This is a genomic window from Leptospira weilii serovar Ranarum str. ICFT (assembly GCF_000332415.1).
GTDB classification, from domain to species: Bacteria; Spirochaetota; Leptospiria; order Leptospirales; family Leptospiraceae; genus Leptospira; species Leptospira weilii_A.
This window is the reverse complement of record NZ_AOHC02000037.1, coordinates 298,166-316,523: the sequence shown is the minus strand read 5'-3', so window position 1 is coordinate 316,523 and position 18,358 is coordinate 298,166. Positions and strand designations below refer to the sequence as shown.

Annotated in this window: 16 protein-coding genes and 1 riboswitch; of the genes, 10 read left to right on the top strand and 6 right to left on the bottom strand. The window is 41.1% G+C overall.

Annotated elements, in window-relative coordinates:
* From LEP1GSC060_RS12435 to LEP1GSC060_RS12415, 5 genes are all read right to left on the bottom strand, one after another.
* On the bottom strand, nucleotides 1–978 hold a 978-nt coding region (locus LEP1GSC060_RS12435; protein WP_003004340.1), incomplete at its 3' end, for a hypothetical protein.
* Nucleotides 979–1,034: 56 nt separating this feature from the next.
* Complete coding sequence (locus tag LEP1GSC060_RS12430) at nucleotides 1,035–1,871, bottom strand: DUF455 family protein (RefSeq protein ID WP_003004614.1); 837 nt, start codon at nucleotides 1,869–1,871, stop codon at nucleotides 1,035–1,037.
* 3 nt (nucleotides 1,872–1,874) lie between these two features.
* A complete protein-coding gene (locus tag LEP1GSC060_RS12425) occupies nucleotides 1,875–2,462 on the bottom strand; it encodes an ATP-binding protein (protein ID WP_036096340.1) in 588 nt (195 codons plus the stop codon).
* A gap of 70 nt (nucleotides 2,463–2,532) precedes the next feature.
* Nucleotides 2,533–4,098 (bottom strand): glutamate--tRNA ligase, encoded by a 1,566-nt coding sequence (gltX, locus tag LEP1GSC060_RS12420; RefSeq protein WP_003004668.1) that lies wholly within the window; start codon nucleotides 4,096–4,098, stop codon nucleotides 2,533–2,535.
* Nucleotides 4,095–5,018, bottom strand: coding sequence for an LIC_13346 family putative lipoprotein (locus LEP1GSC060_RS12415; protein ID WP_036096338.1), 924 nt, complete (start codon nucleotides 5,016–5,018; stop codon nucleotides 4,095–4,097). The genes gltX and LEP1GSC060_RS12415 overlap by 4 nt, the downstream gene beginning before the upstream one ends.
* Before the next feature lie 202 nt (nucleotides 5,019–5,220).
* Between LEP1GSC060_RS12415 and LEP1GSC060_RS12410 the strand changes: the two genes are divergently transcribed.
* The 5 genes from LEP1GSC060_RS12410 to LEP1GSC060_RS12390 all read left to right on the top strand — a co-directional run bounded on the left by LEP1GSC060_RS12410 (nucleotide 5,221) and on the right by LEP1GSC060_RS12390 (nucleotide 11,681).
* Nucleotides 5,221–6,609 (top strand): DNA gyrase subunit A, encoded by a 1,389-nt coding sequence (locus tag LEP1GSC060_RS12410; protein ID WP_003004102.1) that lies wholly within the window; start codon nucleotides 5,221–5,223, stop codon nucleotides 6,607–6,609.
* On the top strand, nucleotides 6,606–8,741 hold the full coding sequence (locus LEP1GSC060_RS12405) for a toprim domain-containing protein (RefSeq protein ID WP_003004354.1): 2,136 nt from the start codon (nucleotides 6,606–6,608) through the stop codon (nucleotides 8,739–8,741). Before LEP1GSC060_RS12410 ends, LEP1GSC060_RS12405 begins: the two co-directional genes overlap by 4 nt.
* Nucleotides 8,742–8,752: 11 nt before the next feature.
* Nucleotides 8,753–9,265 (top strand): hypothetical protein, encoded by a 513-nt coding sequence (locus LEP1GSC060_RS12400; RefSeq protein WP_036096292.1) that lies wholly within the window; start codon nucleotides 8,753–8,755, stop codon nucleotides 9,263–9,265.
* 90 nt (nucleotides 9,266–9,355) lie between these two features.
* Nucleotides 9,356–10,891, top strand: a complete 1,536-nt coding sequence (locus LEP1GSC060_RS12395) for a YceK/YidQ family lipoprotein (RefSeq protein ID WP_036096290.1) — start codon at nucleotides 9,356–9,358, stop codon at nucleotides 10,889–10,891.
* Nucleotides 10,892–11,045: 154 nt separating this feature from the next.
* Nucleotides 11,046–11,681: a hypothetical protein gene (locus LEP1GSC060_RS12390; protein WP_003004906.1), complete on the top strand. Its 636-nt coding sequence runs from the start codon at nucleotides 11,046–11,048 to the stop codon at nucleotides 11,679–11,681.
* A 531-nt stretch (nucleotides 11,682–12,212) separates the two neighbouring features.
* On the opposite strand, the gene LEP1GSC060_RS12385 is transcribed toward LEP1GSC060_RS12390, so the two are convergent.
* Entirely contained in the window at nucleotides 12,213–13,550 is a 1,338-nt protein-coding gene (locus LEP1GSC060_RS12385; protein WP_003004283.1) for a flavin monoamine oxidase family protein, read from the bottom strand.
* A gap of 338 nt (nucleotides 13,551–13,888) precedes the next feature.
* Nucleotides 13,889–14,081, top strand: a riboswitch (cobalamin riboswitch).
* Nucleotides 14,082–14,239: 158 nt separating this feature from the next.
* Between LEP1GSC060_RS12385 and LEP1GSC060_RS12375 the strand changes: the two genes are divergently transcribed.
* The 5 genes from LEP1GSC060_RS12375 (at nucleotide 14,240) to cobC (ending at nucleotide 18,346) form a co-directional block, all read left to right on the top strand.
* Nucleotides 14,240–14,809, top strand: a complete 570-nt coding sequence (locus LEP1GSC060_RS12375) for a hypothetical protein (protein ID WP_003004392.1) — start codon at nucleotides 14,240–14,242, stop codon at nucleotides 14,807–14,809.
* 46 nt (nucleotides 14,810–14,855) lie between these two features.
* Entirely contained in the window at nucleotides 14,856–15,755 is a 900-nt protein-coding gene (locus LEP1GSC060_RS12370) for an LIC_13355 family lipoprotein (RefSeq protein ID WP_230458324.1), read from the top strand.
* A gap of 187 nt (nucleotides 15,756–15,942) precedes the next feature.
* Nucleotides 15,943–16,977 carry a nicotinate-nucleotide--dimethylbenzimidazole phosphoribosyltransferase gene (gene cobT, locus LEP1GSC060_RS12365; protein ID WP_003004891.1) on the top strand — a complete coding sequence of 345 codons (1,035 nt, stop codon included), beginning with the start codon at nucleotides 15,943–15,945 and terminating at the stop codon, nucleotides 16,975–16,977.
* A 47-nt stretch (nucleotides 16,978–17,024) separates the two neighbouring features.
* Nucleotides 17,025–17,777, top strand: coding sequence for an adenosylcobinamide-GDP ribazoletransferase (locus LEP1GSC060_RS12360; RefSeq protein ID WP_051061431.1), 753 nt, complete (start codon nucleotides 17,025–17,027; stop codon nucleotides 17,775–17,777).
* Nucleotides 17,762–18,346 (top strand): alpha-ribazole phosphatase, encoded by a 585-nt coding sequence (gene cobC / locus LEP1GSC060_RS12355; RefSeq protein ID WP_003004107.1) that lies wholly within the window; start codon nucleotides 17,762–17,764, stop codon nucleotides 18,344–18,346. Before LEP1GSC060_RS12360 ends, cobC begins: the two co-directional genes overlap by 16 nt.
* Nucleotides 18,347–18,358: the final 12 nt, after the last annotated feature.

Sequence of the window (18,358 nt, the reverse complement as noted above, 5' to 3'; positions counted from 1 at the left end):
ACACCTAGAATAAAATCTCTGTCCTTCCTTAGTCGTATTGATGTTCACCTTTCCGCCGTCGGGAAAGGAAAGAGAAAGATACGTCACACCCGCATAAGAACCCCGATTTTTCAACCAGAGAACCGTTTCTCCCGCGACGCCCTTTTTCCATTCTTTAGGGGCTTCCAAAGAAAGAAGGGAAGGTACTGCGACCCTCGGTATATCCGGAACCATTTCCCAACCGTTAAAGATGAAGTTCTGCGCATAACTGCGGTTAGACGGAAAAATCGTAATGTTCTTTTCGGTTTTATTGTAATCGAAATCGATTCGTTTGGACTTCATTAGAAATTCGTGATCTTTCAAAGATAGAAGGCCGTCCAAAATCTTTTGACCCTTACGAATCGCGTAAGGCACCGAAAAAAGTCCGAGCGGAGGTTCTTCGCTCAACACTTCCAAAAAAAGGGAATTGAATCCGTCTCCTGGAAGTTCCTCCATTAGAATTCTCTTAACTACGAAACCGGCTTCCTTTTTTTCAGAATCGGATTCTCCGGGAAGCCAAGAAGATTTGGAAACGTCGTAGTGAAGCGGGCCGATATTCAAAAGGGAAAATGAGAATTTTCCGAGTAAGGACCATTCCCCTCCCTTCTTTTTAAAAACTCCCAGAACCTCCTCCGTTCCGTTGCGGACCAAGGCGAAAGATTCGAGTTCCGGGTCTTCGTCCAAGTTCCCCACTTTTTTCAATAAGACGTCCGGATTCTTTTGATCCACGGATGAAAACAAAAGTTCGACGATCCGAGAATCGGAAGGTGTCTTTGATGAACAACCGACAAATAGAAAAACGAGCAGAGTTTGCGCCAAAACGAGCGAAACTTGATATGTAGAATATGCGGCTTTGCATTTTCGACATATTACCGTCTTGTAATTGAAAATTTGAGTTTTAACGGAAGCCGCAAACGAAACGGGAAGAATCTTCCTAAAAAAAAATGAGACTGGGTTCATGGTTCGATTACAGAATTCGGGAGCGAAAAAAGCCTGTCTATGATTTTCCTAACCTCTTAACTTAGATCCAAAACCTCTTTTAAAATTCGAGAATTTACTCTTCCGGTGTACTCGTCTTCGTATCTTTCCAATTTCGTTACGAATTCCTCCGAAAATCCGGCCTGAATTCTCGTTTCCGGAAAGTAATGATATCCTTTGGCTCTCCTTGGGGTGAACGGAAACTCGATCAAAGAAAGATAATAATCCCATTCGTTTCCCGAATCCGGAATTTGTTTTTTGATATACTGATAACCGCGGCGAACGTGTTTGATCTCGTCCTCGTAAACGGTCTTCATGATTTCGGCTTTTTCCAAATCTCCAAAACGTTCAAAGGCCATCGTATAAATTTTTGAAAAGTCAAGATTAGCTCCTTCGAAAGAAACCGCCATAACAGCATAAAACTTTTCCAAGGTTTGCATCCTCGGAATCTGTTTCCAAAAAATAGAATTGAGAGGTCGATCTCCGAGTTCCATTCCGCCTTTTTTCATTTCGGAAAGATACAATCTCAAATGAGTCTGCTCCTCCAAAAGAGTTCTGTATAACCCGAATCGAACGGAAGCAGACGCGTCTTGAAATTTAAGAATGGCCCAGGCAAAAAGTTCGATCGCCATCAACTCGTGATTGGCGAAATGATGCAGAGTGATAAAACGATTTTCTTCGTTAAATAATTGTTCCAGCCTCGGAATTTTACTCTTTTGTTCGGAGGTCCGAATTTTTTTATCCCGAATCGGTAAGGAAGGTATATTCAAAAAATCGAAAGAACGAATATCGATCGGCCGAACGGAAGGTGAAAATAATTTATCTTCGAGGCCGGACCCGAAAAGCACCTTTTTGGCGAATTCGTTTAGGGTCATGTTTTACACGAGATGTTTGGAGGAATCGAAACCGAGTTCGATAATGGATCCTTGAATGTTTTTTTCGTCGGGGTCGGAGGAAATTTGGCCCCCTCCGCAATGATACATGATTTTAAAAGTATCCATCAACGACTGAATGATCTGAAGTCCTCTCCCGACGTTTCGGTGTGGAACCCGAACTCCCTTCCAAGGAAGAATCTCGCATTTTTTTTCTTGGTGTCGTTTAACGCAGTTCAGATACTCGTCGAGGTTGGTTACTCGAATATCGGCGGGGAGAGCTTCCAATTTTTTCGATTTGAGTCCGGAACCGTAATCCACAATCCACATCGTAAACTTACAGTCTTTGATCATCCAGCGGCAGATGATCGTCTCGTCGGAACCCATTTTCACGTTAGCCGAAATCGAGTTTGTAAGCGCCTCGTCCGCCGCCAGTTCGATATTAAAGACATCTTTTTCTAAAAAAGAATTTTCCAAAAGAGAAGTTCTCAAAGCGCATCGAAGCTCTTTGATACTGGTTAAGTCGGTGGGAAGAAACATAACGTAAGATCCCTCGTTGTGCCTGACTAACAATGAATCGTTGGAATCTCTCATCTGTTCGCGTTGCGCCTCACAAATTAACAACTTAAAAGCGGATCATTTGAACGAAAATACACCGGATTTTTCAACCTGACAACGAAATTCCCGTTTCTCCGGCGGTTTTTTCAATTCTCTGAAGGAGCTTTTCTTTCCCCAAAAGAGGGAATAAAATCGGTAACTCCAATCCGGCGGACTTTCCGGTCGTTGCCGCCCGAATCGGCATGTAGAGAGTTTTCCCTTTCTGCCCGGTAATTTCTCCAACCTTGGACATTAAGTTCTTATAATCCTCATCGGTTCTCGGATCGGAATTCTTCAGCATTCCGTAAAATTCCCGCACTACTTTGGGACCGTCCCCGTCCTTTAAAAACCCGGTCGCTTCCTGAGACTGAATCTTTAGGTCCGTGACAAAAAATTCCGCGATATAATCCGGAGCCTGAGTCAGATTATCCAAATAAACTCTTACGGATTCGACGATGGAAGTAAGCGCTGGGTTGTTAACATTTTTAACGTCGGTAGGAATATCGTTTCTATCTTTGAGAAAGGGAAGCAGATTTTCCAATACTTTCGATAGATTCAAATCCCTGATGGTTCGATTGGACAACCAATTGAGTTTGGATTTCGGATTCATCGCCTCTGCGATTTGAGCCAAATCCGAGAAGTTAGTCACTACCTCTTCGTCTCCACCTTTCGATTTTTTGAATACGTCAAATGTGGAAGGTGATTTGGAACATCTGTGAACGTCGAAAATCCTTTCGAGTTCGCCTCCTGGAAGAAATTCTCTTCCGTCCGAAGAAGTCCATCCGAGCAGAGCCATATAATTTCTGAATGTTTCCGGAAGATATCCTAAATCTCTAAACGCAAGAATCGAAGTGGCCCCCGCTCTTTTAGAAAGTTTTTTTCCGTCCATCCCCACGATCTCGGACGCGTGTGCAAACTCGGGAACTTCGGATCCAAGCGCCTCATACAATAAGATCTGTCTCGGCGTGTTGGAAAGATGACCGACTCCTCGAATGACGTGTGTGATTTTCATCAGAGCGTCGTCAACAACAACCGCGTAGTTGTAAGAAGGAAAGCCGTCGGACTTGACGATGATAAAATCTCCGATCAGTTTGGTTTCGAATTTTACTTTTCCTTGAATGATATCGTCGACGATGAGAGTTTTGGAAGGAGTTTTAAAACGAATCGAATGAGGAATTCCTTGTTTGATTTTTTCTTCCACTTCTTCGTCGGACATGTTCGCGTGTAGTCCGTCGTAAACGTACGGAACTCCCATCGCCTCGGCTTGTTTTTTCTTCGCCTCTAATTCTTCTTGAGTACAAAAACAACGATAAGCTTTTTTTTCCTTCAGAAGTTTTTCGGTGTATTCTTTATAAATATTTAAACGTTGACTCTGGATGTAAGGACCGAATTCTCCCCCGACTTCCGGGCCTTCGTCCCAATGGATCCCCAACCATTGCAAAGATTCTAATATGATTTTAAAAGAATCCTCGGTCGATCTGTTTTGATCCGTGTCTTCGATTCTTAAGATGAACTTTCCGCCCTGAGATTTTGCGTATAAATAATTGAATAGAGCGGTTCTCGCTCCGCCTACGTGTAAAAATCCGCTGGGAGACGGTGCAAATCTGGTTCGAACTTCTCTGATTTGATTCATGGGAATTGGTTCTTCTCGTTGGAAATTCTTATGATAGGATAATTTTTGAAATTAGCCGTTGTGGTAAATGGTTTATTTGCGGTAAGATCGTAAAATGAAACGGATTTTTCGGTTTCACTCTTCCTCAAAGTCGCTAAGTCGATTTCGGAAGGGAAATCCAAACAATAGTATTCCCTATATACCTCCGTCTTTCGTAGCGGAAGAACCGGAATCGTTCCCGTCAATCCGATCGCAGGCGGATATTCGAGTGAGTCGTAATCGTAATCTCTGGACGAGTTCAGGGCTCCGTTTGCGGAAACGAATTCGGTCTGCATAATCTTAACTAAAATTCCTTTGGGGCCATGTTTCCATCGGAGAGTGCCAAGTCCGGGCACCGTTCGAGTTTCTTCGGCTTCTCTCAAACCACCTTCGTCGTTTAGGATGAATTCTTTTTTTACGTCTTCAAAGATTTCTTTCTTAGGTTGAGGATTGAAAACTTCCGCCAAGGACTTCGTTGTGGATGTCTTCGTCACGAATTTAGAAAAGAATTCTATCCTTCGATGATCCTTCGGATTTCGCGTCGTCGTTCCTATCCATTCCGAAACCTCTAAGAGAATTTTTTCAGGCTGTTCGTTTTTACCGGACAATTCCAAGTATTTTAGATTTCCTTGAATCATCTCATCCTTCCCGGATTGAGATCTCAAAATGACGTAACGAACTTGAAAGCTGGAGGGTGCGTAGTACCGAGAAACAAAGGGAGAGGAACTAAAGAAAATTTGAGACGCGTAATTTTCGGAAAGAGGTTTTGAACCTTTCCATAAAATCTCTTGAATACTTAAGCATTGAAACAAAAAGAAACAAATTCCAAAAATGAAAATTGGAATTTTAAGATTCTCTAAACGGATCAAAATCGATTGCAAATGTTGTAAAACGGCTTTCATTGAATTGTAGATCTTGATTTTTCGAAAAACCCGCAAGGAAAAACCTAAAAATTAAACTTTCTTTACAAAAACTCGGGGTCTTATATGCAATGTGGCCGAAAGCGGATTGTTCCAATACTCGCTCCGGAAACACTGTAATTAATCCGGTCAATTTTTTACAATTGACAGGATAGTCTTGTAGAATTTCGTTGGCCAAAACCGTATGAAGAATTCCAACCCACCAAAATCAAAAGAGTCGTTCCCCAAACGTCCTTTTGAAGATCAAGTCAATGACGATCAAAGAAAATATTCGCGTTACGTATGTGATTCCCGGGCCATTCCGCACGAAATCGACGGTCTGAAACCCGTTCAGAGAAGAATTCTCTGGGCCATGTGGAACTCGGATGCAAGAAACCGTTACACAAAAACCGTAAAAGTTGCGGGTCTCGCCATGGGATATCATCCGCACGGGGATAAATCCATTCAGGATGCGCTTTCACAAATGGCTCAGGACTTTACTTTTGCCAACAACATCCCTCTCGTTTCCGGAGAAGGAACCTTCGGAGACGTTTTGGATCCGAGCGCCATCGCCTCTCCCCGTTATACCGAAGTAAAGTTATCCGACTTTGCAAAAGATTTGGGATTCTTTGAAAGTTTACCGGATATCGATTACGTTAAGAACTACGACGAGACCGAAGAAGAACCGATTCATTTTGTCGGAAAAGTTCCGATCGTTCTTCTCAATAACATCCAAGGAATCGCGACCGGATTTCGTTGTTTTATTCCGGGCCACAGACTTGCGGACATCGTTAAGTCTCAGATCAATTATCTCAAAACCAAAAAGCCTCTTCCTCTGAAACCTTGGTACAAGGATTTCAACGGAGAAGTAAAAATGGCCGAGACCGAAGCGGGTAACATTACAATGTCCACTACCTTCGCGTTTAAATGGGAAGGTGATGTTCTTTATCTCACCGATTCTCCGATGAACTGGAACCGCGAAAAAGTCGTTTCTCTTTTGGATGATATTCTCGAAAGAAAAGATTCCTGGTTAAAGGATTACGTGGATTATTCCAGCCAAACGTTTCGAGTCGAACTTCAGTATAAGAAAGGTGAAAAACCGAGCCAAAAAGAAATCATGGCTCTCTTCAACAAAGAAGACGTACAAACTCTCGCGATGAACGTCATCACCTACGACGGTAGATTGAAAAATTTTAAACCGGAAGAAATCATCAAACGATTCTGCGACTTCCGCAAAACACATCTTATTCGAAGATTCAAACGTCTCTCCGGTTTGGAAGAAGAGAAGATCGAAAGAAACTCGGAATTGATCCGTTTTATTAAAGAGAAATGGAACGAAAAGGTTGTCGGGATCAAATCCAAAAAGGACTTTGAAGATAAGTTGAAGGCTGCCAAGTTCAAATACTTCGAATGGTTGTCCACGATTCCGGTCTACAGAATGACGATCGACGAAGTTAGAAAATGCGAAGAAGCGATCGTAGAAGCAAAAACGACTCTGGCTCGTTATCAAGGTTTGGTCAAAGAAGATAAGAAGTTGACCGATTATATGATTACCGAGCTGGACGAACTTCAAAACAAATGGGATAAAGTATGAGCGCCGATAAAACAAAAGTAAAAGAAAAATCATCCCAAGAAAGAAATTTTAAGAAGTTATCCAACGTGGAACACGTTCGGATGAGAACCGGCATGTGGTTGGGACAAAACTCCGCTTCCACATTCGAACAACATTTTTTCCGCAAGAACAACGAATCGAAATACGAGATCGTTCACGAGGAACTCGAAGACGTTCCCGCAAAACTAAAATGTCTGGACGAGGCTTGTATGAACGCGGTGGACGAGTACCGCAAAAATCAAAAGGACAAAACGATTCCGGAAAAGGATAAGATGTCCAAGTTGATCATTCAACTTTCTTCGGATCGTAAATGTGTTACGATTTCGGATAACGGACGCGGAATTCCCGCAGCCAACGCGGAAGGAGTTTATCTCCATTTGATGTACGGGGAAAATTTCGACGATCACGTTAAACAAGATCACGTCGCCGGACAAAACGGGGTCGGGATTTCTCTCGTAAGAATGGTTTCCAACTACTTCAAAGTAAAAACCGTCAACAACGGGAATTCCTTTAAGAAATTATTTACGGTCCACGAAGACGTTAAAAAACAAATCCGTTCTTACAAACTTCCGAAAGACGAGACGGACCGAGTGTTTCTCTACTTCGACGAACACGGAAAGTTTACGGATTGTAACCTCCTCACAAAGGACCAGATCGAAAAACTCGCTCCTCTATTAAAAAAGACGAATATGCAGGAATTGATCGAAAGGGCTTCCAAAGAAGATCACGGAACTACCGTTGAATTCGAACTCAATCCTAAGTATTTCAACAACCTGGATATTTCGTTTAACGTGGATCTGCTGAAACAATATCTGCAAGACATCGCGATGACCAATCCCGGCTTGGAAGTTCAATTCGTCTTCAAAGGTAAAAAAGAAAAGTATAAATTCAAGAAAGGACTCGATGAGATTTTTTCGCATTCGGATCTCGTTTACTACAAAATGGATTATACGGCTCCGGGTTCCGCTTCCCAGTTACACTTAGAAACATATCTCGTAATCGGACAAAATAAAAACCTGACTTGGGTGAACTCCATCTTTGCTCCGCAAGGCGGGTCCGCGATCGAATATCTGGAAAACAGAATTTGCGACGAGGTTCGTAAAAAAAGCCAGATCGTCGCCCTCGAGAAAAAACTCAAAACCAGCTCGACTCGAAACGACGTAAGAAATTGTTTTCACATGTATGTGAACGCGAGGCTTTTGAATCCTCGTTTTAAATCTCAGGACAAATCGTATCTCATCAACGATTTGAACGAAGAGATCCGTAACGCGGTCGATAAACACCTCGAAAAGTTTATCAAGAAAACGGGACTGTTGGAAGAAATCAAACTTCAGATGGAAAAACGTACACAACTGAAAGCTTTCGAAGACGCTCAAAAAGGTCTTAAAAAAGCGAGCCGTATGAACATTCCGAAACTGATGCCCCCGACCGGTAAACCGGGAGATCCGGGAAGAGTATTGTTCGTTGCGGAAGGGGACTCTGCGATCGCGGGTCTTCGTCCTGCAAGAAATCCGAAACTACACGGTTTATTCCCTCTCCGAGGAAAACCTCTGAACTGCAAGGGCTTGAGTATCGCAAAGGCGATCGCAAACGAAGAATTGAAAAACATCGTAGCGATCGTAGGACTACCTTTGGATCAAAAAGTAAAGTCCATTGACGAATTGAATTATGATAAAATCAGCATCATCACCGATGCGGACTTTGACGGTTACGCGATCCGCTCCTTGATGCTCTCTTTCTTTTACGAATATTGGCCGGAACTTTTCGAACTGGGTTTTATTCATATCTCCAGCGCGCCTCTTTACGAAGTCGACGTGAAATTCACAGATAAGAAAAAAGAGACCATGTTTTGCATCGACGACAAGGATTACGAAGATCTAATAAAGCGCGTGGAAAAAGGCGGCGGAGAAATCACCCGCAAGAAAAGGAACAAAGGTCTGGGAGAAACCGGTAAAGAAGCGATGAAGTTTGCGGTCGACGAGTGTATGACTAAGATCACCATCGGAAACAAAAAAGACGCTTCTAAAATTCAAAACCTCTGGTTCCATAAAGATTTTGCGGAACAAAGAAGAGACGCGATTTCCGAATACGCGATGAGTGTGATCGAAGACTGATTTGTATCGTTATGCGAAACTTGTCGCCGTATTGGCTGCTGATCGCAATTTTAAGTTGTTTCGGCTGTTCGGATTCGAATGAACCGCCGATCCGAACTCTTCCAGTTCCTAACAATCTTGAGACTAACTGTAAGAACCCGACGATCCTTATAAAAAGTTTTAACAAAACTCCCAATCAAGATCAAAGAGTAAATCAAAGTCCTGGGACAAGAATTACGAAGGCGACCATTGATTGTAAAAATTTTCAAATCAACATCATTGCCCAATACGATTCGTCCGCCTTCGAAGATGAACTTTTGATTATCAACTATGGAAAAAAATCGATCGAATTGGTTCGAGGCCGAGGAGATTCCGCCGGCGGCGGTTATTTAAATTTTTTAGGCGTAGATGATCGGTTTATCTATTATAGTATTACCGGTGCAAAGATTGTGGCGGACGGCGTAGTTCAAACTCATTATTGTTTCAATTGGAAAACCGGAGAAGAGCATTTTCTTGATTACGATTCTTGTAATACTTTTCAGTGAAACGTTTTGGGTTTTGAAATTAAAATCTATTTTTAGAATATTAGAGAAATTTTAACTGATTTGACTATCAACCAACCGCCTAATACGAACATGATCCGAAAAATTATCTCATTTTTAATCGTTTTGAATTTAAACTGTTCTACGACGGCAACGCTTATAGAAGCCGTCAAAAAGAAAAAAGACTATCGTCCCTATGATGGAACCTTGATTGATATATTTTTAATTTCTTTGGGACCTTTCGGGGTATTTTATGGAAAAAGTACCACCCTTTCATTTATCTCAGGACTCATTGATCTTCCTTTTTCTTTTGTATTGGATACGATTCTGTTACCGGGAACGATTCCATATTACATATACGTAAAGTCCGGCAGACCTGGGTCCGAAAATTGGCATAACCAAAAATTCAGCGTGAGATTAAAATCTTTCCGAGACCAGAACCCTCCTTACGCTGCTTTGAAGTTAATTATTGCCGAGAACGATTTAGAAGCACTTCAAGAATTCTTTAAATCATACGATGTCGTCGCTCTTGAAAAAAAAATCAGGTATTTACAAGAAGAAAATCTGCTTCCTTATGAGCATCGGGAACAAAGCCCGTATTACCCTGAAACCGGGATCATAGATTATATGGGCGCCTTTTTTTCAAAAGGAGAACCTTATAATTATCAGAGAGAATCGAATCCTCTTAGTTTAGGCGACCGGCTTGAATTTGCATACTTACTCTATGAGGAGTTTCGGAAAGATCCAATATTAGAAAAAAGATATTATGACACAGTTTGGAAAGTTTGTTTTTCTTCGGGAGTGCTCATTGAAAATCCTAATATATTGAAAAAAGTGATCTTGGAATTTTCAGAAAAAAAAGAAATCTCTAATTTGTTTGCGTCAATTGCTCAAGAATATTCAGAAAAAAGATACAAACACTTCCAAGATTCCTTTCATGATTCCTATTACTTTCACAACAAAGCCAAAACTCAAAAATCTTCGGAGTTCTGGTACAATCGAGTGGAACTTTTAACGAAGCTGGACAAATTCCTGCAAAAAAATCCGGAACTGCAAAAAAAATGGAAGCTTACTGCGTGGATCTCCGCTATTTCTTCCGGTGTCATCGCCTATCGTCCTCCCTTGCTTGAAAGAGCGTTTCGAGAATTTCCAATAGAAACCGAAAAATCCGCTCTAAATCTATTCGTAACCGCATACAAAAGTAAAAATCGCCAATCCGTAGATATCATCGCGCAAAATCTTAAAGATGCTAAGACGTTTCCTTTGGATCAATTGCACGAAACAAACATAGAGAATATATTAGAATATCCTTATTTACTGGAAAAATTACTTCAAACGGGCTGGGACCCTAATCAAATTTTGGAATGGAAAAAACCTAAATTTGACGGAAGAAAGAAATCTATTCAAACTGAGGAAAAAACTCTTCTCATCCTTGCTATGGAAGATGATTTAATTCCGGTAGAAACGATTCGTATTTTATTGAAATACGGAGCCAATCCCGGATTAGGAGTAAAACGTAATTCAGAAGGAAAAGAATATATGTTTTATCCGTTGGCAGCTATCAATTCAAACGGAAACGATATTATCAAAGAATCGAAACAGAAAATTCTAATAGACTGGAAAAAATAACTTTTGAAAAAATTTCGTATAAAATACCTGATTTATTCCGTTCTTAATTCTTATATAGAAAACGCAATGTCTCGAACTTTGAAAAAACACTTGTCAGTAACTATCTTTTTTTCATGAAAAAACCAAATTCGCCTAAAAAGGAATTTTTCTATTTATGACCGGAAGAAATATTCAGAATTTTGCATATATCATTTTTTTATTCGGACTTGATTGCACGACCAATTCTAACGATTTTGATAGACGAATCTACGTGGTCGAAGGATTAAAAAAACAGAATTTACAAGAGGAGAAAAGGAAACAATCTGGCGCTGCGGAAGTCCAGCTCGCGACAATCCAAGAGGGAATCGGAATTCCGGATTTACTTTTAAGAAAAACCAAGTTTGCAGAAGTGGAATCGAAATTTGGAAATCAGTATATTAAAAATTACTTATATTTAAACGAAGGCGAAAAAAGCATCCGCTACGAATCGTTGGGGCTTTCGCTTATTTTTCGAGATTACGAAGACGTCCTTCTCAAGGAAATAGGGATGGAACCCCCGTTTCGGGCGATTACTTCCAAAGGAATCGTATTAGGAAAAAGCACCTTACAAGAAGCAGTCTCCGTCTATGGCGGGGAAATTACGTGGGAGATTAAGGAGGATTCTTATTGGTGTATTCGCTATAATTTTAAACATTATGACGATGGGATTCGGTTTTGTGCGAAAAAAGATCCATCTATCTTTCCGGAATACCATCCGGCCAACAAAACGTTCTATCTGAAACAGAAGATACAAAAGATCTATATTTTTTAAGGATCAAAAATCACCATACAACTTTTTTGCAAGAAAAGATTTCGCCGGAGGTATTCTTTATGGATTCATACGTACGGCTTGAGGAAAGAACAGGCAATCTAGTCTCTTCTACCTTTCACATTCATTTATTCCAAAACCTAAAACACATATTCTATTCACAACTCTGTCCTCTAAATGGATTGAATCGCGAATCTACGTTTTACAGAAATAGAAATCAATTATATTCTAATTTTCTAAAATAAATATTGCAACGCATTCAGAGCCCGAACCCTAAAAGGATGTCTCATGGACATCAATTAATCTTAATGTAACCGAAGATCTCGCCCGCTCATTACCGCTTTTCGCTCAAAAGACTGAGATAGGCGAACTATTCGTGCTCGTTATAGACAGAATTTGTAAATTTATATCCCACAGAATACAATATGATTTTAATATAATCAATATCTCAAGAATTCACTACTACCTCTTTTCGAAGAAAAGCCCGGCGCTTTACTGCCGCTTACTGTCCTAAGTCTTCAGCCCTCGATCCGATCATACCTGATTGACCGCACGAATCGCAGAGGCAAGAGCGCCTTCGACGGTTCCGTTTAATTCCGCAGTGTGTTCCCCTGCAAAAAAAATACGATCCATCGGTTTGAGCAACGAGATGATCGATCCGTAACTTCCCGGCGGAAATGTCGCGATACCCGACGGAACATATTTGGATTGAGAAATTTCACTGCTTTGAATTCTAAGAACCTGCAATTCTTTACTTTGTCCCAAAGATTCCAATGCAAGACGGATATATTCTACCTTCATCGAGTCGGTCGAGGAAGCTAAAACGTCGTATCGATCTCCGGTGGAAATCATACCCAAAATCTTATCTTCCGAGTTTGCCTTTGTTCCGGCGTCGTAGATAAAACCGGCGACGGAATCCGAATAAGCCGAAAAATTTCCCCTTGTCCAAGGCATTTCCCGAAGCATTAAAAAAGTCTTATATATCCTGGAATATCGGATTCGTAACGCGGATAATTTCTTTTCCTTGTCCAACTCGGGGTCCCACCGAATCGAAGTTAGTTGATTTGCGGGAAGTGTGGAAATACAAACACTCCCTTCTATCCTCTTACCGGACGCCGTAGTCACGGTTACTTTACCTTCTTCTTGAGAAACGGAAACGACCGGATCCGAAAAAACGACCTCCGTGTTTTCCAACGACTGAACGAGCGCCTTCGTTAAGGTTTCCATTCCGCCTTCCACTCGAGTATTGTATTTAGGAAAGTTGATTAGATCGGATAAAACTTTTTGCGCGGACAAGGAACGAAGTGAATCTCCATAATATAAGGAATATTTAAAGTTCAAAAGGTTTAAATCTTCCGGGGTCATTCCTTGATAAATTAAGAAGTTATAAAAGCTGATTCGATCCAATTCCTGTTGTTGAGAAGAATTGATCTTCGAATTCATCTGAACGAGTTTATTTAAAATTTCCTGGGACTTAGGGGATATCTCCCAAGTTCCAAACTTACGATAAGATCCGAAAAACAAATCGGACTGAACCTCGAAGTCGGTCGTTTTTAGACCCAATTCTCGGATCAAACTTTTTGCGGTTCTATGTTCGGCTTGAATCCATTCGGCGCCCAGATCCAAAAAATTTCCGCTTACATCGGCCACCGTTCGGATCCGTCCTCCCAATCGATCGGTCGCTTCGATGAGTTGAACCTTGATTCCCGTTTTGCCCAAAAGATAAGAAGCATACAAACCGGAAATTCCGCCTCCCAACACGATTACGGTTTTGCGAGGCGACGATGTTCCTTGAGCGCGTAATTTTAGCCCGGAAATACCCGCTGCGGTCAAAATTCCAAGTTTGATAAACTCCGATCTGTTTAGTTTCATTTGTTTGTCCGATTTGAATTTCGATTTCTTATTTATCTTCGGTCGAAAATTTCTTTTTTAGAAAAGATTTTAAAAACCTGTGCGACTCAGAACTATAAAACAGAGTACCTAAAAGTTTAAAATATCTTATTATCTATGGATTAGTAAAACTTCAAAATGTAGGAACTACGATAGACCTTTCTCAAAATCGAAACCATTTGAAATTTGCGGGAAACCCCGCGTTTTACGAATCGTTTGATTTATAGCAGAATGATTTTTAACAAAACTCATTTTTTTACAATTTATAGGGCAAACTCTAAACAAACTTTCTATAAATCCGTCCCACTCGCTTCTTAGAAAAATTCTTGCCCGGAAAAGGTTCCCATTTTCATTTGTCCATAAGCTTTCAGGGAGGAAGTTGGGTGAAATTCCCACGCTGACCCGCAACTGTGATTTCGGTTTTTGAAAAAGAATCGAACAGCCAGATCTTCCCCGCGAACAACGTCCTCGAGGTAGGGACAGTTCGAAACTCGCCTTTGCATTTTCATGCTTCCGCGATGGGGTCCCGAAAGACGAACGTCGGGGGACCCGAGTGGAAAATTTAACTTTTACAATCCATTCGTTTAGATCGGATTCTAAATCGAATTCGTATATTCTAAATTTAGAATCTATATCTACCCTGACAAAGGAAAACTTTTGCAGGTAACAACATGAAACGTACAACACATTGGAAACTTTTAGCGGCAACCTTCTTGATTTTTGGAATGGTGAACTGTTCCGGAGCGGAAAAAGACGAATCCGATTCAACTATGAATCTCCTCGTAGGTTTAATCAGCGGGAAAAATATGGAGTCCGCAAACGACTTTATACTCAATGGAAAATGGAATTCTTTTACAGGAAACGGAACGACGGTTGACACTACCATAACGATTCAGGCAAAAATCGGCCAGTCCGGTTTGGAACTTACCGACAGTTCTTCTTTCGGCGGTTATAGTTCTTGTTTTAATATCGTCGAGTTTAATAACGAACAAGGATATTATATTTCTCAAAATCCCGAAAACAACGGGGCTTGTTTTCAGGGCGATAACAGTAAAGGGAAATACAATAAAATTTTCTTCTTTAAAAACACTACAAAAGAGAATTCTTATTGGAGTTGTTCGGTTGCATTTAGCCTCTCAACACTCGAAGCGGCCAGAGCTCAAACGGATACAAGCGTAAAAACAAATCCGGGAACCGGCGGTTGTGGTGTCGGAGCTTTTACAAGATTGGAGAAAAAATAACCAAGTGTTTTCTTTTAATAAGAATAACATAATATTTTCGAAAATTTTGACCCATACAAAATACGCCTTTGCCCTTCCCGGCAAAGGCGTTTATAACGATTTGCGGAAACTATCTAAAGGAATCGTTTTTCTTTATATAATTTTTCTTCCCTTTTGCAATCCTACTCAAAAAGACGATACTTTAACGCTGATGCTGCTGTTACAAGCGTCGAACAATTCATCGCGACAAGGAACTTGTCCTTCGACCCCTCTCCCTTCTCAATACCTATTGGCAAATACCGTCGTTAGCGCTCCCGGAAATAATCCTTCCGTTACATTCAAAGACGCTAATAAATCAATCAATGGAGTTTGTGGAGGCGGACAAAACCAAGGCGGCGTCGACGTCTTTACCTTGGATGCTTCCGGAGCAGGATCCGTCCTTACACTTTCCTGGGCCGGAAAAAGCGTAATCAACGGTCCGGGAATAGATTTTATAGTTTTTGAAAATCCTTTTCAATATACTTCTTCAAACTTTTTTGTGGAACCGATCATAGTTGAAGTCAGTCAAGATAACGTCAATTACTGCGGATTTAATCCTCAATATACGGGAGCGGCATCCCCTGCGTCCCTGTTTCGAACAGATTGGATTCGAATGGCAGGTCTAACTCCGGTTTTATGGAATATGACAACGAATCAACTTTCGGTTACCGATATATTCCTGAATCCCTCGGCGGAAGGATATATGGGAATTTCGGGCGGCGACGGTTTTGATCTAGATAATTTAAGTGATTCAAATATTTTTAATACAGGTTGCAATTTAATGATTGCAAACGATCTCATCGCAAACGGCTTCAAATATATCCGCCTTGTAAATGCAAAAACCAAACCGGGTTTTCCATCCCCGCAAAATAGCTACGACGGAGGTCCGGATATCGACGGTGTGATCGCAAAACAATTAAATCCGTAATATTATAAAAATAGAATAAACAATTGATTGAGAAAGCGAATTTCGAAGTCCGTTTCAAAACCCGAAAAATGCAAGAGTTCCCGCATTCTGAGGTTTGAAGAATCCACTTTTTTTAGAAACGATCTTTCAACCTTCCGCAACGGTAAGCTCTTACGATTTTTTACAGCATACAAACAGGAGTTTCCCTTTGAATCCGAATGAACTTTCCACAAAATTACAAAACAAAATCGATCGCAAAACAAAACCTCCCGGCTCTTTGGGAACATTGGAATCGCTCGCTCTTCAAATCGGTTTGATCCAAAACACCGATTCCCCCGAATTAAAAGATCCGCACATTCTCGTATTTGCCGGAGACCACGGCCTTGCCGATTCGGGTGTTAGCGCTTTTCCAAAAGAAGTCACCTATCAAATGGTATTCAACTTTTTGAATGAAGGCGCGGCGATCAACGTGTTTTGCAAACAGAATTCTATCCGACTCAAGGTGATCGATGCGGGTGTTGATTTTTCATTTCCTCGCGATTCGGTTTCCACCAACCCCGACTTTATCGACGCTAAAATCGGCTTCGGAACGAAAAATATTCTGACGGAACCGGCTATGACAAAGGATGAATGCAAACAAGCCGTGGAAAATGGAGCTAAAATTTCCACGGAATTCATATCAAAGAATTGTAATGTGATCGGATTCGGAGAAATGGGAATCGGAAATACTTCCTCGGCGAGTTTAATTACCGCAAGCATTCTGAAAAAAAATATAACCGAAGTGACCGGAAAAGGAACGGGATTAAACGATCAAGGATTTCGAAAAAAAATCGCGATTCTGGAAGAATGTTTTCGTAAATATCAATCCTCCCTACAAACGCCTTTCGACGTTTTACAAACGTTCGGAGGATTCGAGATTGCGATGATGATCGGTGCGATGATTGAATCCGCAAAAAAAGGGAGAATCATCTTAGTGGACGGTTTTATAGCGACTTCCGCATTCTTAATCGCCCAAAGAATGGAACCGTCCATCCTAAAGAACGCGGTCTTTTGTCATAAATCGGTTGAACCCGGACACACATATCTATTAGAAGAATGGAATGTAAAACCCATTCTCGATTTGGGGCTCCGACTTGGGGAAGGAACCGGATGTGCGATCGCATTTCCGATTCTTTTATCCGCTATAACTTTCCTAAAAGATATGGCTTCCTTTGAATCCGCAAAAGTGGATCAAAAACTTTGATTTTTTCCAAGGCCCGAGAAGAGTGGAATCGTTTCTGCGCTTCTTGGATGTTCAATACAAGACTTCCCGTTCCTCCGTTTTACGCTTATTCGGAATCTTCCCTTTTTCGATCTTCACGTTATTTTCCTTTGATCGGTTGGATCGTTTCCGCCGGAAGCTCTTGGATAACCTATTTTCTTTCTTGGATTTTACCCGTTGAAATTTCGGTAATCCTCGGAATGATCGCGAGCGTTTTGATCACGGGCGGCTTTCACGAAGACGGACTCGCGGACGTTTGCGACGCGTTCGGCGGAGGTTGGAACAAGGAAAAAATTCTTGAGATCATGAAGGATAGTAGAATCGGAACTTTCGGTTCTTTAGGATTGATTCTTTCTTTAGGACTGAAATATCTTTTACTTTTAAAACTTTTTCAAATCTCTCCTTGGATGTTTTTATTCACGTCTTGGTTTGCACACGCGGCGAGTCGATGGTTCGCTTTGGTATTGATGATGTTGATTCCGTACGCGAGGGACAACGACTTGTCCAAGTCCAAACCGATGGTAAAAAAATTACCTCTTTTCGATTTCATTCTTTCCGCATTTTTCGGATGTTTTCCGGCGATTTATTTTGCGTTTAAATTCCAAGATAAAATTCTTAATATTCTTTTAGGATTTTTCCTTTCGTTCGTATTCGTTTTTTACTTTCGAAGCTATTTTAAAAAATGGATCGAAGGTTTTACGGGAGATTGTCTCGGATTTATGCAACAAGGAACCGAACTTATCTTCTACTTGGGAATGACAATTTCATGGAACTTTATTTAATCCGACATACGACTCCGGACGTTCTTCCCGGAACTTGTTACGGTCGAACGGACGTTCCGTTGATCGCGGACTTTTATCAAGAGTTTCAATCGATTCCAAAAAAGATCGACGTGGTTTTCGACCGGCTGTATTCCAGTCCGAGTTCGCGTTGTGGAAATCTGGCGGAATTTATAAAACAAAATAATTCAATTGAATTAGAATATTCAAACTTATTGATGGAATTGGACTTCGGTTTATGGGAGGGAAAACCGTGGTCCGAGATTCCCGAAAAAGAATCCGTATCTTGGACAAAGGATTTTGTAAACGTTCGAACCCCCGGCGGAGAAAGTTATTTGGAACTCTACGAACGGATCGAAGGATTCCTGGAGAAAATTCTGAATTCCTTTTCAAACGAAAAGATCGGAATCGTAACACACGCGGGGGTCATTAGAGCCGTTCTTTGTAAACTTTTAAAAATCCCTTTGGAACGCGGGTTTTCCTTCGATTTGAATTACGGCTCTCTGAGTAAGATTCTCGTGGAAAAAAACGGGCAGGAATTTCTTTCCAAATTGATCTTTTGGAACCTTTAAACCTTCCTTCTA

Excerpts from the sequence above, each read along its gene's own strand:
- LEP1GSC060_RS12360 (WP_051061431.1), top strand. The coding sequence starts at position 17,025 with ATGTTCAATACAAGACTTCCCGTTCCTCCGTTTTACGCTTATTCGGAA.
- gltX (WP_003004668.1), bottom strand. The coding sequence starts at position 4,098 with ATGAATCAAATCAGAGAAGTTCGAACCAGATTTGCACCGTCTCCCAGC.
- LEP1GSC060_RS12410 (WP_003004102.1), top strand. The coding sequence starts at position 5,221 with ATGAAGAATTCCAACCCACCAAAATCAAAAGAGTCGTTCCCCAAACGT.
- LEP1GSC060_RS12400 (WP_036096292.1), top strand. The coding sequence starts at position 8,753 with ATGCGAAACTTGTCGCCGTATTGGCTGCTGATCGCAATTTTAAGTTGT.
- LEP1GSC060_RS12425 (WP_036096340.1), bottom strand. The coding sequence starts at position 2,462 with ATGAGAGATTCCAACGATTCATTGTTAGTCAGGCACAACGAGGGATCT.
- LEP1GSC060_RS12375 (WP_003004392.1), top strand. The coding sequence starts at position 14,240 with ATGAAACGTACAACACATTGGAAACTTTTAGCGGCAACCTTCTTGATT.
- LEP1GSC060_RS12385 (WP_003004283.1), bottom strand. The coding sequence starts at position 13,550 with ATGAAACTAAACAGATCGGAGTTTATCAAACTTGGAATTTTGACCGCA.
- LEP1GSC060_RS12405 (WP_003004354.1), top strand. The coding sequence starts at position 6,606 with ATGAGCGCCGATAAAACAAAAGTAAAAGAAAAATCATCCCAAGAAAGA.
- LEP1GSC060_RS12395 (WP_036096290.1), top strand. The coding sequence starts at position 9,356 with ATGATCCGAAAAATTATCTCATTTTTAATCGTTTTGAATTTAAACTGT.
- LEP1GSC060_RS12415 (WP_036096338.1), bottom strand. The coding sequence starts at position 5,018 with ATGAAAGCCGTTTTACAACATTTGCAATCGATTTTGATCCGTTTAGAG.
- LEP1GSC060_RS12390 (WP_003004906.1), top strand. The coding sequence starts at position 11,046 with ATGACCGGAAGAAATATTCAGAATTTTGCATATATCATTTTTTTATTC.
- cobC (WP_003004107.1), top strand. The coding sequence starts at position 17,762 with ATGGAACTTTATTTAATCCGACATACGACTCCGGACGTTCTTCCCGGA.
- LEP1GSC060_RS12430 (WP_003004614.1), bottom strand. The coding sequence starts at position 1,871 with ATGACCCTAAACGAATTCGCCAAAAAGGTGCTTTTCGGGTCCGGCCTC.